Below are 12,775 nucleotides of genomic sequence, written 5' to 3' on the forward strand. Positions count from 1 at the left end.
GCGCCATGGCCATCCGTACTCGTTTCGCTCCCAGCCCCACTGGCATGCTGCACATCGGCGGCGTGCGAACAGCGCTGTTTTCTTGGCTCTACGCCCGCCGTCACAGCGGCACGTTCATCCTGCGCATCGAGGACACCGACCGCGAGCGCTCCACCGACGAGGCGACCCAGGTCATCCTGGATGGCATGGAATGGCTCGGGCTCAGCGCCGACGAAGGTCCGTTCTATCAGACGCGCCGGATGGATCGCTATCGCGAGGTCATCGGCGAGTTCCTGAAGGCAGGTCACGCCTATCACTGCTACTGCTCGAAAGAAGAGTTGGACGCGATGCGCGCTCGCCAGCAGGAAGCCAAACAGAAGCCGCGCTACGACGGCACGTGCCGCAATCGCACCGAGCCGCGGCCCGGCGTGTCCCCGGTCGTGCGGTTCAAGAACCCGATCGAAGGTAGTGTCGTCGTCGAAGACGTGATTCACGGCAACGTCGTGTTCGACAACATGGAACTCGACGATCTGATCATCGCGCGCTCCGATGGCACGCCGACTTATAACTTCTGCGTCGTCGTCGACGACAGCGACATGAAGTGCACGCACGTGATTCGCGGCGACGATCATCTCAACAACACGCCGCGCCAGATCAACATGCTCAAGGCGCTGGGCGCCGCCGTTCCCGTATATGCGCACGTGCCGATGATTCTCGGTCAGGACGGCGCGAAGCTGTCGAAGCGTCACGGCGCGGTCAGCGTGCTGCAGTATCGGGAGGAGGGCTTCCTGCCGGAGGCGCTGCTCAATTATCTGGTGCGCCTCGGCTGGTCGCACGGCGATCAGGAAGTCTTCTCGATGGAAGAGATGGCTCAGCTGTTCGACATCAAGGATGTGAACAAGTCGGCGTCCGCGTTCAATCCCGACAAGCTGCTGTGGCTGAATCAACAGCACATCATGCGCTCGACGCCGGAGCACGTGGCGAAGTATCTGAAGCCGCACCTCGCCGCGCTCGGCGTGAATGTCACAGACGATCGCAAGCTGGCCGCTGTCGCGAAGTCCCAGCAGGAGCGGGCGAAGACTTTGAAGGAGATGGCGCAGAACAGTCGGTTCTTCTTCGAGGAAGTCGCGAGCTATGACGAGAAGGCTGCGAAGAAGAATCTCACCGCCGAGGCCGTGGGGCCGCTGACGACGGTGCTGCAGAAACTCTCGGCGCTGACCGACTGGGTGGCCCCGGCATTGCACGACGCGGTCAATCAGACTGCCACCGAGCTGAGCCTCGGCATGGGCAAAGTCGCACAGCCGATTCGTGTTGCGGTGTCGGGCGGGACGGTGTCGCCGCCCATTGATGTCACGCTCGAGGTGCTAGGGCGCGAAGTCACCCTAGCGCGGCTGGAGCGGGCATTGGGCTATGCGCGCGGACAGGGGTGAGCGTTTCCACGAAACTGCCCGAAATACGGGGCAAAGACATGATTTCGATGCAGTCTCCTTGACAGTCCGGCGCTGCTTCCCTACATTGCGCGCCTCTCGCGTGGGGCTATAGCTCAGCTGGGAGAGCGCTTGCATGGCATGCAAGAGGTCGCCGGTTCGATCCCGGCTAGCTCCACCAACACCACGTTTTCGATGTGCGTCCCCATCGTCTAGAGGCCTAGGACATTACCCTTTCACGGTAGTAACCGGGGTTCGAATCCCCGTGGGGACGCCAACTTGAACGAGGCGTCGGTGGTTGATCCCAACCACTTGAACGGTAGAGAGAAATCAGGGGTTCTAAACCCTCGAAACGCGAGTAGGCCACGCGTCCCGCGAACACCAGCTTGGCGACCAAACGCTTATTCTGGATGCTTCCGGATCTCCAAAGTCGGCAAGGGTTTACGAGGAATTCGACAGCGGTTCTAAGTGCCTCGTCGAAACTCCGCGGTTTTCCGCCTTCTGCGGCCGTAATCGGTCCTCAATCAGCAGCTTCTCTTCCTCCAGTCCGCGAATTCGGCGTTCGTAAGCCGCTACCACCGCTGACACGTCGGTCTGGGTGATCCGATGGACCAGCTCATCGATCTGGGTCGTGATCGCGTGCAAGTTTTTCCGTAGTTGAGTCACGCGATCGTCAACACTCCGGGCTTGCAGGTCCCAGGCATCCCTGCACATCGCCACGACAGCGTTGCGAACTCCCTCGCAGGGGTTCGCCTCGGAGATCAGTCGCTCAAACTCTGCCTCGATCTTGGCGCGGCGAATGCCGGGTGCGAGGGAAGGAGGGTTGCGACTGGAGGAACCGTGCTACCTCTGCGTGGAGCTCGAAGCGTCCGAGGGCATAGCTCGGCGTCGGCTCGATTTTCGTTCGGTTCATGCCAAAGCAATACTCGGTGGATTGCACCACGTACTCGCCTTTCCGCGAGTGAAAAAGAATCGAACCAGCCAAGATCAGTTAGACAAGGTTATTGCGGACCACTGGTCGACGGGCATCACCGCAGCTGTCGTTGAAGCTCGCCAATAAAGCGCTTTTCTTCGTCGCGATGGTCGGGGTAGGGCGGGATTGCGCCCAGCTGACGCGAACGACGGACCATTGACCGTCCTGTCGGCTGCCTTTGCACACCTGAGGTGGGACGGTTTGCCCACCGGCGTGACGATCGCATCGTGTGCGCAGGGTGCGGATCATCGTATCAGCATATCGAAGCCCTGGGTTTTGCCCGAGAGGCGGCGAAACTCACAGGGGCCGTGTACCTGGTGAGCGTTCACACCCAGCCTGCTGCAGCCGCCATTTGATGCCTGTCCAATCCGGTCCCGAACGTTTGGTCTACTTCGGCCGATAATCCTTGTGCCGCGCTTCGAACGCGCGAATCTCGCGTTCTGCGTCTGAACGGCTGATGCCGTAAATCGCCTGGATGCTCTTGAGAAGCTCGGGACGTTTGCCGCCGATGATGGCGAGTTGGTCCTCATCGAACTTGATCCAGCGCGCGCGGATACGGCCTTTGAATTGCAGCCAATTGTTTTCAGCGAGTGTCCAATTCATCACGATCTCCACAGGGAATGCGTTCCTCGACGCGTCGAGGCAGTGGCGTGGGTGTCCAGGCTAGAAGAAATGGCTAGGCGGGATTGCAGTGCATGCGGGCATGAAAAAGGTTCGCGTCCCCAATTACCACTTATCACTGCGGAAAGGGCGCGTCTTTGTTCTTGCGCTCAGCCTGGCGCTGCTGCTCTTGCGCGTTACGACGCTTTTGCGCGTCTTCGCGACGTTGCTTTTCTTGTTTGTAGTTTGGCGGTCTGGGCATGGGCTCTCCTACGGTTGGAATGAATGGCCGCGGGGAACGCAGCAAAGCGCGTTGGCTAAGGCGGCCAATCAAAATGATGAGCTTTAACGAGCTTCGCTGCCGGATGCACCGATGAGTCGGTGAGCGAGCGAAGGCACGCTACAAAACACTCAGGCTTTGGAGCGCGGACGCGTCCTGCCGGCGCGGCGATCGTTCAGTCGATCGACCATCTCTTCGAGCAGCATCGTCACTTCGGAGTGTGTTCCTGCGCGGACACCTGCGATCGTATTCGTGCCTTGCGAGATGATGTAACTGTGCCAAAGGCCGACTTCGCCCGAAGGTGCAGCGGCTCTGGACACTGAATCGACTTTGAACGGCCACTCGAGCACCGTTTCCGTCGGAAACCTGGGTTGTGTTTTCACGAAATCTCAGGCGTCGTTGCACGAACAACTCCTGCGTGGGCTTGTTCAAGCCCACGCAGGAGTTGATGCGATTTACCAGCGAGCGCCGCCACCAGCGGCGCGATAGCCACCGCCACTTCGTGGCTTGTCCTGCGCCTCATTCACCTTGAGCGCGCGACCGCCCATGTCGTGGCCACTGAGCGCCTGGATGGCGCGTGCTGCGTCAGCCTTCGGCATTTCAACGAAGCCGAAACCGCGCGGGCGACCCGTTTCGCGATCCATGATCAAGGCGACTGAATCGACTGTGCCGTGTTGCGAGAACAGTTGGCGAACGGCGTCGTCGTCGGCGGAAAAGGGCAAATTGCCCACGTAAATCTTACTCATACAATTAATAACTCACTGAAGGCGCAGCGGCTTATGTGCAGCCTGCCGCTCATATTGACGTGACAGCTCAACAAACAGCTGTCTCCATTTCGATTCGCCCATACGGCGCTTCGCGGGAGAAAACCAAAAGCGGTTCTTCCCCAGGTTCGAAAACAATCCAATTTAGTTTGATTTTGGCCGGGTTCGCCGGATGGCGGGTGGCCAAGAAGAAGTAAACGAGATAGATGACGAGCGCAGTCACTATACGCACAAAAGTCGGAGCCCGTACGTTTATTTCTCCGGTTCAGGTCCTCCATCCAGGAGGTAGGAGCGCCGGATGCACTGCGCACGGTCGCTCATCTCAAAGCATCCAGGGTCCGAGACAGTTCTCGGCAATAGGGACAATGATAGTCGCTGAAGACGACGATCGCGACCGGCGCGGTGCGAGCCGAGCTCGGGTGTCTGCGCCCCCCGAATCTCCTCAGCCGGCGGCGCGCCGGGCGGAGGTAGAGGGAGCCGCACCTGATACTTCTCAAACAGGCGAGCAACATAGGCGCGTTTCGCGTCCGCCTGTCGTTTCAGGCCAAACTACAGTTGCGCTTGCCGACGGTGCTTCGCGTCTGAAGGTGTGTTACTGCCCTGTGATCTAACTCTGAAGCGCCTTGCGCAGCGGGCTGCGGTTGGTCTTGTCGAGTCCCGCCCGCACTTTGCAAACAAACTTCAGGGCCGAGCCTTCGTACACGCCGACCATCAATGACTCGACGCGATCCTGTCCGTTCGGGCGATAGCCGCCGATCGCAAACTCTTGCTGCGAGTTAAAGCGTTTCTTCTGCCGCTCTGGCCCGCGACGGTCCGACCGATAGGTCGATCGCTGACCCTTGGCCACGATGCCATCAAGCCCCATGTGCTTGATGGCACGGGTGATTGCAGCGAGGGTACCGGGCAATGCCGTACAGAGCTGCAGCCCCGAGCCTTTGATCGCCATCATCGAGCGTCGCAATTGGCGTTTCGACCGCGGCACATCCACCCATGATGGGAAGGTTAGCGTCAGCACATATCCACACAGCGCAGCGAGAGTGGCGGCGAACGTCTGTCTCGGTACGATGGTTGTCATGGGTTCAGTCCGTTGGCTTGCCGGGGTGTGGCGAGTTCAAAGCTATCGCATGACCCCGGCGACGAACCAAGCCTCGCTGCGCCAGTCTGTTAGACGACTTCTGCAAACGAGTTGCTCATTCAGCAGCCTTCCAGCCAAAGGCGGCCATGACAATGTCGAAGATGCGATTCTGTTCGAGAACGCCGTGGACCTGGGACGCGCCGGGTCCTGTGGCGTAGACAGCGACATCTTCCCCGCCATGGGCCGCGGCGTCCGAGAGCTTTCCATCGATCTCGGGCTTCGAGAAAGGCACCAGTGCCTGCGCGGTGGCGTGAATGCCCGTTTGGGGAGTTCCGCGAGAGCCGCCGACCACCGCGCCGGGTCCGTTCATGTACCCCAACGTGTTGTAAGGCAGGCCATCGGCGGCCAGGGTCGGGGTCGTCTTCGGGGTTCCCGAAATATCGTTGCCGACGACGTTTTCCAGGATGGGATGGCCCCGCCTCGGGTAGCCGCTGATGGTGAAGGTATGCGAGTGGTCGGCCGTCACCAGGATCAACGTCTCGTTCAAATCCACCTTCTCCAGCGCGACGCTCACCGCGGCCGCGAGTGCCTGCGTTTCGCTCAGAGCGTAGCCGGGCTTGCCGTCGTGGTGACCGTGATCGATGCGTCCGCCTTCGACCAACAGGTAGTAGCCGTCCGCATCGGCGTTGAGCCGATCGATGGCGGCTGCGGTCATCTCCGACAGTGTCGGCTCCTGAGTGTCCTCGGGACGTTGTGCGACGTATGTCATATGCGACTTCGCGAACAGACCCAGAATCTGCTCGTCCGGACGCACCGAGCGCAGCTCGCTCCTCGACTGAATGACGCGACGGTTCGCTCCTGCCTGCAACCATTGTTGAATCAGATCCTCGTGCACCGCCTTGCGTTGACCGCCGAGCGACGACCCCTGGAACTCACGCGTTCCGCCACCCAATGCGATGTCAACGCCGCCGGGAAACTCGAGCAACTGGCGTGCGATGTCGACGCAGCCTGCCTCGAGGTCCTGGTCCGGAATGTAGCGATCGCTTTCCCAGTCTCGTTCCGCCGAATGCGCGTACAGCGAAGCCGGTGTTGCGTGCGTTACTCGCGTAGTCGTGACGAAGCCCAATGCCTTGCCTTGCGCCTTGACGCGCTCACCAATAGTGGGCAGGGGATGCGCGAGCGCTTCCGTGCAGTTGCGCCGCCGCGCTTCCGGAGCGATGCCGACAACGCCCGCTCGAGTTTTCACGCCGGTGTGGATCGCCGTCGCGGTGCCTGCCGAATCGGGCACCTGCTGATTCGAGTTGTACGTTTTCACCAGCGCGACGTTTGGAAAGCGCTCGAATGAAAGCAGATTCTCTTCGCCCGACATTCCGCGGCTTTGCCCATCGAAGATGCGAGCTGCGGTGATGGTCGAGATCCCCATGCCATCGCCGATGAACACGATGACATTGCGCGCGCGCTTTGCAGGTTGCGCGGCCTGCTCAGATGGAGCCGATGGCCGGTGACCTGTCGCACACCCCGCCGAAATCGCTGCCAGGCACAGACCCAAGGGCATCAGCACGGATCGAATCATCATTACTCACCATCTTTGCTGGTCATGTATCGTGAAGGCGGCGACTCCCTAGATGAGGATCCCTGAAGCGCGTTCTCCTTCCAGGTTTTGCGAATTTTTTTTGCACGGGTTCGCAGAGGGTGGCGACTCATGGCTTGGATGTCGGCTATAAACGCGGATAATGGTCGCTGGGGTGGATGAGGCAGATTTCCCGCCAGGATTGACGGTGATGTCGGAGCGTCAACACATAAATAAGATCGTGCGATCGATTGCCGGCCGGAGGCCCGATCGAGCGCCGGACCATCCCGCGACTGACTGGCGCAAACGATTCATCGACGATCTGTACCGAAGCCATCGGCGCGACCTGTGCGTGCTGCTGCGGCGGATGTTCGGCAGTGGGCCGCCGGAGCCCGAAGATCTGGTGCAGGGGGCGTTCCAGAAATTCAGCGAACTGGACAATATCGATCACATCGAGAACCCGCGGGCCTTCCTGGCGAAGATTGCCGTCAACATGGGCCTCAAGAGCATTCATCGCATCCGTTACGCCCGAAGATATATTTCCGAGCACCTCGGCAACCCCGAAGCGGAGCTGGAAGAGATCGATCCCGAAAGGATCTATCAAGGCAGGCAGCAACTCGGCGCGCTCGATCAGGCCATGACGCGACTCACGGTGAAGCAACGCGAAATCGTGGTTCGGACCAGGCTCAAGGGCGAGACCTATGCCCGCATCTCGCAGACCTGCGGATGGAGTGAAGCGGATATCTGCCGACAGCTCAATCGCGCGCTCGAGATTCTGGCGGACGCGATTGACCCGGTCGATCGCAGCGGCAAGTCGGGCTAGGAATTGGACTGATGACTTTGGAACCACAGCAATTGGACGCTCAGGACCCTTCGCATCAGGAGGCGCGCGAATGGCTTGGGCGCATTCAGGCGAGCGAGCTCACCGCTGCAAGCCGCGCGGAGTTCGAACAATGGTTGCAGGCTTCGCCGGCGCATCGTTCGGCGTTCGAGCGAGCGCACGCGGTTTGGTCGCTCATCGGGCACTCGGACCAGATCGAGACCTGGGTCAACGAGGTGGATGGCTCCAGGGCTGCGGCGCCGGACGCTCGGAGTTCCAGGTGGCAGCCGCTGCTCACGACCCGGCGCATAGCGATCGGCGCCGCAGTCGCCGCCAGTGCCGCGCTGTTTCTCTCGATGCTCAGGTTTGGTCCCCCACCAGCGGAGCCACAGCGTTTCGCGTCGGGGATCGCGGAGACTAAGACGGTACCACTGGCCGATGGCACGGTGTTGACGCTGGCAGGTTCCTCGGAAGTCAAAGTCGCTTTCACGGATAAGAAGCGCAGCGTCGAGCTGGTCCAGGGAAGTGTTTTCTTCGACGTGGCGGCGAAGGCTGATTGGCCGATGACGGTGACCGCGGCGGATACGCACGTGCATGTCACGGGAACGGCTTTCGGCGTGCGCTATGGATCGCGCGACGTGCGAGTCGCGGTGACCGAAGGCAAAGTACTCGTAACGGGCGCCGCGGACTTCGCGAGCCAATCGGTTGCGTTGGTCGCCGGCGAGCAAGCGACGGCAGATCTCAGAGGAACCATCCTGGCGCGAGGTCAGGCGAACATCGAGGCCGAGCTGGCCTGGATCAAGGGACGCTTCGTCTACGATGGCGCTCGCCTGGTCGATGTCATCGACGACGTCAATCGTTACCGCCTGAAGAAAATCGAACTGGACGGCGAGCGGGTCAGGGACTTGAAGATCACGACCAGCTTCGGCGCCGCTCAGATCGATCAATTCGTTTCCGGCCTGCCGTTGGCGTATCCAGTGAATGTTTCGGAAACTCTCGACAAGACCGTGGTCAGCGCGCGGCGCTAACGGCGTTCGCATGTGAATCTTTTGTGAAAGTGTCGCGACTGCTGAAAGATGCAACCGCGTCGCGGATCTTCTGGTTATTAACAACTGCAACAGTCGACGCGAACTCGGGCGGCGCTCGTTGCACACCAGAAGAGGGGTGGTTTCGATGGTGTTGCGTTCCATGAGACTGGGGCGGCGGCTGGCTGCCGCGAGCATCGTATCGTTTGCCATTGGCGCGGCGGGTTGGGTACCGCTCGACGTGCAAGCTCAATCCCGCCCGATCAGGATTGCAAGCCAGCCGCTAGGAGCGGCGCTGAACGAGCTGGCGAGCCAGGCTGGCATCGTCATCATCGCTCCCACCGAACTGGTCTCTGGCATCAAGGCGCCGGAGATTCGTGACGCGACCAGCTACGAGGACGCGCTTCATCAACTGCTCAAAGGCACCAGTCTGCACGCAACCCGGGCCGCGAATGGATCGCTGGTCATCGCATCTAGAGCAGCGACGACTGAGCCGAAAGTCCCCGAAGCGTCGGCGGATCGCGAACCGACTGCAGCAGTCGTCGAGTCTGTGGTCGTGACTGGATCGCGCATCGCGCGTCCGGAAGTGGCGTCGGCAATGCCTGTGCGTACGGTGACCGCGCAAAGCATGGAGGACTTCGCGCTGCTCGATCTGAGCGAGACTCTCGCTCGCGACCCAGCGGTCAGCACCGGACTTGGTCTGACCACGACGCACGCCTGGGACAACGGCGCATCGTTCATCAATCTGCGAAACATGGGATATGGTCGCAGCCTCACCTTGCTCAACGGCAAGCGGCGGGTGTCCGGCTCCGGTCAATCGTCGTCGGTGGATGTCAGCACGATTCCGGTGGGCATGATTGAGCGCACTGACATCCTGACGGGCGGCGCGGCCGCGGTGTACGGCGCCGACGCCGTTTCCGGCGCGGTGAACATCATTACCAAGAAGAACATCGAAACCACGGCCGTCTCCTTATCTACGGGCCTTCCGGAGCACGGCGGCGGGGAAAGATGGTCAGCGTCTTTGAGCACTGGGCTCGGCTTCGCGGATGGGCGAGGGCGGTTCAGTGCTGGCGGCACATTCAGTGAGACTGAGCCGCTCTACACTTACGAACGCGACTTCGCGAAGCGGCGGAAGATCGCCACGGCGAACCCGGCCAACACCGGGCCCAATGACGGCATCGTGGACAACGTCACTCTCGACGACATGCTGGTGCTGTACTTCGGCTACGACCCGCATTTCGTCATCAACAACCAGGACTACATCTACGAAGCGGGCAACGACGCAGCCCGGCGGGCCAACTACGACGTGCTCTACACGCCGACGCCGCTCAGCTGGGGTAACGGCGGCGATGGTCGTAATCTCAACGACGTGACACTGCTGCGCGGCCCTCTGCGCCAAGCGGCTGCGATGGGCAATGTGGAGTTCGATTTCACACCCGAGCTGATGGCGGGTCTCGACTGGGACTACTCCGAGAACAAGTTCGAAGGCACCAATAGTTATTATCGCAGCGACTACCGTAGCGCCTCGTTGAACGGCGCGGGTGGTCCGAGGGTGACGTTGGCCAATCCCTTTGTGCCCGATTCGGTCCGTCAGCTGATGATCGACAACAACGTGACGACACTCGCGATCAACAAGGCTTACCGCGAGCTGGGCCTGCTGACCGAGGAGCACAATCGCAAGACCTGGAGCTTGAGCCCACACCTCGAGGGCAGCCTCGGCGAGGATATTCGCTGGAACGTTTTCTATCAGTACGGAAAATTCAGCGACCACGTTTACGGCGATAACAAGCCAATCGCATCGCGCATGGTTGCCGCGACCGATGTCATCGCCGACGCGAGCGGCAATCCCATTTGCCGTAGCGAGGCGGCGCGGGCGATTGGTTGCATCCCCTTCGACATCTTCAGCGGCACGGCCGGCCCGGAACTGAAGGAGTGGCTGCTGCATACTCGCCATGAATATCGCGAGCAAACGCAGGAGATCTATGGCGGCGGCCTGAGTGGCAAGCTCTTCCCGCTGCCCTATGGCGATGCGCGTTTTGCCATGGGCGCCGAGTACCGGCGTGAGACGTTGACGACGCGCGATGATCCTCTCGGTCTCAATGGCGAAGTCTCCCATGCGGCGGCCGGTGGCGGCCCACATCCGAATCTGGACGCCAGCCAAAGCGTCAGCGAGGTTTATGCCGAAATCGTGACGCCGCTGCTGAGCGACGTGCCGTTTGCCTATCGTCTCGAGCTGGAAGGTGCGTATCGCATTTCCGATTACGACACCTTCGGCGATACCGATACCTGGAAGTTCGGTGGTCGATGGGCTCCCGTCAAAGGCTTGACGTTGCGCGGCGTGGTTAGCGAAAGCGTGCGTGCGCCAAATTTCGCCGAGCTGTTCGCAGATCGCATTTTCACTCAACCGTCCTACAACGATCCCTGCGAATCCCGTTACATTACCAGGAGCGATTTGCGTGTCGCCAATTGCGCTGCGTTGGGAATCACCCAGCCGCTGCCAATCACCACGGGACGAACGATCGAGGCATACAGCGGTGGCAACCCGAATCTGCAGCCCGAGACGTCACGCAGCTGGACCGCAGGCGTCATCCTCGAACCGACGGCCATTCCGCGTCTGACTGTGACGGCGGACTACTGGAGCATCGAGCTGGATGACGTGATCGCCACCTGGGGATACGCCACCGTCCTCAATCTGTGCGTCGACTTGCCCAATATCAATAACCCTTATTGTCGCGCGATCACTCGCGGCGCGGACGGGAACGTCATTAGCGTTGAAGCATCGCAGATCAACGCCGGTTTGCGCACGGCGCGCGGCTTGGACGTGGGCCTCAACTACTCGCACGAGCTGGGCAATGGCCGGCTCAACTACAGCTTTGTGGGTACCTGGTTGCGCAAGTTCGAAACCCAGTCCATTCCGAATCAAACAACCAGCATCGTGGACGCGCTGGACACCTTCTCGAACCCGAAGTTCGTCGGACGGTTGAGTCTCAACTATCGTTTGGGCAGCTTTAGCGCAGGCGTGGATTCGCGTTATCGCGCCAAGAGCAAGGTCTCCACGACGTGGTCCGAGGAAATGTACGACCGTCCATATGCGAAGGCGGTGCTCTACAACGACCTGAACTTTGGGTTCGCCTTCGACAAGACTTGGACGGTCGGCGCCGGCATCAACAACGCATTCGATGTCGAACCGCCCGGCACGGCGCAGACCTACCTCGAGGGAAGCATCTACGACATCGTTGGGCGGACGTACTTCCTGCGCACCAAAGCACAATTCTGATTGGCCACGATGCCGTTGCGAAAATTACGGAGAGGTTTGATGGGACGATTGAGTCTGCGCGAAACCGCGCTCGGCGTGTCGGTCACACTGTTCCTTACCGCCTGCGCCGCCGGCCATGATTCAGTTGCAGCAGAAGCCGGCGTCGCGCTGTATCCCGGGATTCGATACAAGCAGCGCGAGGTCGCCGCCACCCATCTCGCTCGAGCTCACATCGTGGCTATCGATCTGCGTCAGGCCGGGCTCCGTTTTGGTGTGACGCCGGCCGACACCAGTGAGGGCATGGAACAAGTGGCGTGGACAACGAGCACGTACCTTGCGAGGCGCCATGCTCAGCTGGCTATCAATGGCGGCTTCTTCTCGCCTTGGAAAGCCGGCAGCACCGGGCAGGATGATTACTATCCGCACGAGGGCGATGCAGTCAATGCGTCCGGAGCGTTGATCTCCGAGGGCAGGGTGGTGTCGCCGGTCGAAGCCATCAAGACCGAACGAATCAACTCAATGCTTTGCTTCAAGCAATCGCAGGCGCAGATCGTCGATGGACAAACGTGCCCAGAGGGATTCACGGACGGCATCGCCGCCGGGCCGCGCCTTCTGAGTGATGGCAAGACGCCGCCGCTCACGACTGAATTCGCGACCACGCCCCATCCGCGCACCGCCTTTGGCATTTCCGCGAGTCGAGAGCGTGCATGGATCGTAACCATCGATGGACGCCAGGAGGGCAGTAAGGGCATGAGCTTGCCCGATCTTGCAGCCTTGTTTGCCAGCCTTGGGGCTGCGGATGCGATCAATCTCGATGGCGGCGGCTCGACGACGCTCGTTGTGGAGGACGATGCGGGGGCGGCAAGAGTCTTGAATCGTCCCATTCAGACCGGCGTCGTCGGCAAGGAACGGCCGGTGGCAAATCATGTGCTGCTGTTCATCCCTCACTCGCATGGCCAGAAGCAAGACTGATTTACCATGTCAGGCCTGACTTCGCCGATCTCGA

Annotated in this window: 11 protein-coding genes and 2 tRNA genes; 7 read left to right on the forward strand and 6 right to left on the reverse strand. The window is 60.7% G+C overall.

Annotated features, from left to right (window positions below):
- Nucleotides 1–5 precede the first annotated feature (5 nt).
- From gltX to EK373_RS19880, 3 genes are all read left to right on the forward strand, one after another.
- Nucleotides 6–1,409 carry a glutamate--tRNA ligase gene (gene gltX, locus EK373_RS19870; RefSeq protein WP_129645440.1) on the forward strand — a complete coding sequence of 468 codons (1,404 nt, stop codon included), beginning with the start codon at nt 6–8 and terminating at the stop codon, nt 1,407–1,409.
- 102 nt (nt 1,410–1,511) lie between these two features.
- Nucleotides 1,512–1,587: transfer RNA gene (locus EK373_RS19875), tRNA-Ala, on the forward strand.
- A 20-nt stretch (nt 1,588–1,607) separates the two neighbouring features.
- Nucleotides 1,608–1,683 (forward strand) — tRNA-Glu (locus tag EK373_RS19880).
- Between the two features lie 1,083 nt (nt 1,684–2,766).
- Here the strand turns inward: EK373_RS19880 and EK373_RS19885 are convergent.
- The 6 genes from EK373_RS19885 to EK373_RS19910 all read right to left on the reverse strand — a co-directional run bounded on the left by EK373_RS19885 (nt 2,767) and on the right by EK373_RS19910 (nt 6,674).
- Entirely contained in the window at nt 2,767–2,982 is a 216-nt protein-coding gene (locus tag EK373_RS19885; protein ID WP_129645441.1) for a CsbD family protein, read from the reverse strand.
- Nucleotides 2,983–3,115: 133 nt separating this feature from the next.
- Nucleotides 3,116–3,241, reverse strand: a complete 126-nt coding sequence (locus EK373_RS34050) for a hypothetical protein (RefSeq protein WP_269813698.1) — start codon at nt 3,239–3,241, stop codon at nt 3,116–3,118.
- 149 nt (nt 3,242–3,390) lie between these two features.
- Nucleotides 3,391–3,642: a hypothetical protein gene (locus EK373_RS19890; protein WP_129645442.1), complete on the reverse strand. Its 252-nt coding sequence runs from the start codon at nt 3,640–3,642 to the stop codon at nt 3,391–3,393.
- A gap of 72 nt (nt 3,643–3,714) precedes the next feature.
- Entirely contained in the window at nt 3,715–4,005 is a 291-nt protein-coding gene (locus EK373_RS19895) for an RNA recognition motif domain-containing protein (protein WP_129645443.1), read from the reverse strand.
- A 625-nt stretch (nt 4,006–4,630) separates the two neighbouring features.
- On the reverse strand, nt 4,631–4,972 hold the full coding sequence (locus tag EK373_RS19905; protein ID WP_129645445.1) for a hypothetical protein: 342 nt from the start codon (nt 4,970–4,972) through the stop codon (nt 4,631–4,633).
- Between the two features lie 241 nt (nt 4,973–5,213).
- Nucleotides 5,214–6,674 carry an alkaline phosphatase gene (locus EK373_RS19910; RefSeq protein ID WP_198683451.1) on the reverse strand — a complete coding sequence of 487 codons (1,461 nt, stop codon included), beginning with the start codon at nt 6,672–6,674 and terminating at the stop codon, nt 5,214–5,216.
- Nucleotides 6,675–6,879: 205 nt separating this feature from the next.
- Here EK373_RS19910 and EK373_RS19915 point away from each other — a divergent pair, with 205 nt between their 5' ends.
- The 4 genes from EK373_RS19915 (at nt 6,880) to EK373_RS19930 (ending at nt 12,741) form a co-directional block, all read left to right on the forward strand.
- Entirely contained in the window at nt 6,880–7,491 is a 612-nt protein-coding gene (locus tag EK373_RS19915) for an RNA polymerase sigma factor (protein ID WP_157994443.1), read from the forward strand.
- An 11-nt stretch (nt 7,492–7,502) separates the two neighbouring features.
- Nucleotides 7,503–8,516: a FecR family protein gene (locus tag EK373_RS19920; RefSeq protein WP_129645447.1), complete on the forward strand. Its 1,014-nt coding sequence runs from the start codon at nt 7,503–7,505 to the stop codon at nt 8,514–8,516.
- 145 nt (nt 8,517–8,661) lie between these two features.
- Nucleotides 8,662–11,790, forward strand: coding sequence for a TonB-dependent receptor (locus EK373_RS19925; protein ID WP_129645448.1), 3,129 nt, complete (start codon nt 8,662–8,664; stop codon nt 11,788–11,790).
- A 39-nt stretch (nt 11,791–11,829) separates the two neighbouring features.
- Nucleotides 11,830–12,741, forward strand: coding sequence for a phosphodiester glycosidase family protein (locus tag EK373_RS19930; protein ID WP_157994444.1), 912 nt, complete (start codon nt 11,830–11,832; stop codon nt 12,739–12,741).
- Nucleotides 12,742–12,775: the final 34 nt, after the last annotated feature.

Origin of the sequence: Peristeroidobacter agariperforans, from assembly GCF_004138335.1 — a bacterium.
Classification (GTDB): Bacteria; Pseudomonadota; Gammaproteobacteria; order Steroidobacterales; family Steroidobacteraceae; genus Steroidobacter; species Steroidobacter agariperforans.

Coding starts and splice junctions, on each gene's coding strand:
- EK373_RS19915 (WP_157994443.1), top strand. CDS start 6,880: ATGTCGGAGCGTCAACACATAAATAAGATCGTGCGATCGATTGCCGGC.
- EK373_RS34050 (WP_269813698.1), bottom strand. CDS start 3,241: ATGCCCAGACCGCCAAACTACAAACAAGAAAAGCAACGTCGCGAAGAC.
- EK373_RS19920 (WP_129645447.1), top strand. CDS start 7,503: ATGACTTTGGAACCACAGCAATTGGACGCTCAGGACCCTTCGCATCAG.
- EK373_RS19895 (WP_129645443.1), bottom strand. CDS start 4,005: ATGAGTAAGATTTACGTGGGCAATTTGCCCTTTTCCGCCGACGACGAC.
- EK373_RS19905 (WP_129645445.1), bottom strand. CDS start 4,972: ATGATGGCGATCAAAGGCTCGGGGCTGCAGCTCTGTACGGCATTGCCC.
- EK373_RS19925 (WP_129645448.1), top strand. CDS start 8,662: ATGGTGTTGCGTTCCATGAGACTGGGGCGGCGGCTGGCTGCCGCGAGC.
- EK373_RS19910 (WP_198683451.1), bottom strand. CDS start 6,674: ATGATGATTCGATCCGTGCTGATGCCCTTGGGTCTGTGCCTGGCAGCG.
- EK373_RS19885 (WP_129645441.1), bottom strand. CDS start 2,982: ATGAATTGGACACTCGCTGAAAACAATTGGCTGCAATTCAAAGGCCGT.
- gltX (WP_129645440.1), top strand. CDS start 6: ATGGCCATCCGTACTCGTTTCGCTCCCAGCCCCACTGGCATGCTGCAC.
- EK373_RS19930 (WP_157994444.1), top strand. CDS start 11,830: ATGGGACGATTGAGTCTGCGCGAAACCGCGCTCGGCGTGTCGGTCACA.